This window comes from Mycobacterium sp. NAZ190054 (assembly GCF_001545925.1).
Lineage (GTDB): Bacteria > Actinomycetota > Actinomycetes > Mycobacteriales > Mycobacteriaceae > Mycobacterium.
In genome coordinates, this window is record NZ_LMVQ01000429.1 from 1 (window position 1) to 1825 (window position 1825).

Consider the following 1825-nt stretch of genomic DNA (forward strand, 5'->3'; position numbering starts at 1 on the left):
CAAGCAGTGGCCGAGGTTCGTGCGCACGGCAACCGCGCTGCCACGCACCGAGACCTTCAAGGTCCTCAAACGCCGGCTCTCCGCCGAGGGCATCGACTGCGCCGACCCGGTCCACCCGATCAGCCGGTAGGTGTCGGGCAGCTCGGTGGTCAGCACCACCGCGTCCGCGGGCACCCGCCCACCCTCGGCGGTGTGCACGGCACGGACCCGGGACCCGTGGAATTCGAGTTCCGAAACCGTTGCGCCGTAGACGAATTCGACGCCCGCGCGGGTGGCGGCGGCGGCCATGGCGTCCGGCAGGGCACGCATGCCGCCGCGCGGGAAGTAGACCCCGGCGACGGTGTCCATGTAGGCGATCACCGCGTACACGGCAAGCGCGTTCTGCGGCGGCACCCCGACGTAGAGGGCCTGGAACGTGAACACCCGCAGCAGCCGTTCGTCGCGCAGGAAGCGGCGCACCACCGGTTCCCAGCGGCGGAACCCGCCCAGCGCGACCAGACGTGCCAGCGACGGCGTCAGCAGCGACAGCGGTGAATCGAAGTTGTTCGCGATGAACCCGTCGAACTCGGTGCGGTACAGCCTGGTCAGCCAGTCCCGCAGCCGCAGATAGCCGTCGGCCTCCCGGCGTCCGGCGAAGTGCTCGATCTCCGAGGCCATCACCGCGGGTTCGGTGTGCACGCGCAGCGCGCTGCCGTCGGCGAACTTGGCGTGATAGGCCGGGTGCACCGGGTCCATCGGCAGGCAGTCGGCGAGGGATTCCCCGACGGCGGCGAACGCCTCGTCGATGATGTCGGGCATGGTCAGCACCGTGGGCCCGGTGTCGAGCCGGTAACCGTTGACGTCGGCCCGGCCCACACGTCCACCGGGATGCTCGCCGCGCTCCAGCACGGTGACCGTGCGGCCGCGCCCGGCCAACTGCAGCGCGGCCGACAGCCCGGACAGTCCGGCGCCGACCACGACGACGCGGTCGGTCCTGCCGCTCAGCGCACGCACCACGCGGCAGTTCCCGCTCGGCGGTGAACAGAAACGTCCGGTCGGTGTCACACCTGGGCCGGCCGCCTCGTCTGACAGGTATGAACACCACACGCATCGAACCCCTGTCCCCCGGCCGCGCCTCCCTGCTGACCCGGCTGATGTGGCGCTACGCCAAACGCCGTTTCGGCGAGGTGCCCGAACCGTTCGCGATCTACGCCCACCACCCACGTCTGATGCTGGCCGCGGCCGCGCATGAGGGAATGCTCGACCGCGCGTCCTCGGTGTTGCCGGCCAGCGTGCGTGAGCTGGCGGTCTACTGGACCGCCCGCCAGATCGGCTGCTCCTGGTGCGTCGATTTCGGCGCGATGCTGATGCGTCTCGACGGGCTCGACATGGCGCGGCTGACCGAGATCGACGATTACGCGACGTCCCCGCGCTTCACCGACGACGAGCGCGCGGCGATCGCCTACGCCGCGGCGATGACCACCGACCCGCACACCGTCACCGACGAGCAGGTGGCCGATCTGCGGCGCCGGTTCGGCGCCAAGGGGGTCATCGAGCTGACGTACCAGATCGGCGTCGAGAACATGCGGGCCCGGATGAACGCCGCGCTCGGGATCACCGAGCAGGGGTTCAGTTCGGGTGACGCCTGCCGAGCGCCCTGGGCCGACGCTGGTTAGGGTACCCTAACCGTCCATGCGATTCGGTGTGGAACTGTGGATGGGCGGCGACCTGGCGTCGCGGGGCGCCGCGGCCGAGGATCTCGGCTACGACGAGCTGTGGGTATCCGGTCCGGCCCCGGCCGCGCTGGCCGCCGCCGAGGCGTTGCTCGGGGCGACCGGCTCGGTCC

General features: G+C 71.0%; 1 protein-coding gene and 1 pseudogene. One reads left to right on the forward strand and one right to left on the reverse strand.

The window, feature by feature from the left end:
* Positions 1–993, reverse strand: a 993-nt coding sequence (crtI, locus tag ASJ79_RS23390; RefSeq protein ID WP_156448600.1) for a phytoene desaturase family protein, incomplete at its 3' end; no start/stop codon positions are given.
* Positions 994–1031: 38 nt separating this feature from the next.
* Between crtI and ASJ79_RS23395 the strand changes: the two are divergent.
* Positions 1032–1655: pseudogene (locus ASJ79_RS23395) on the forward strand (carboxymuconolactone decarboxylase family protein); the annotation flags it as partial.
* Positions 1656–1825 lie beyond the last annotated feature (170 nt).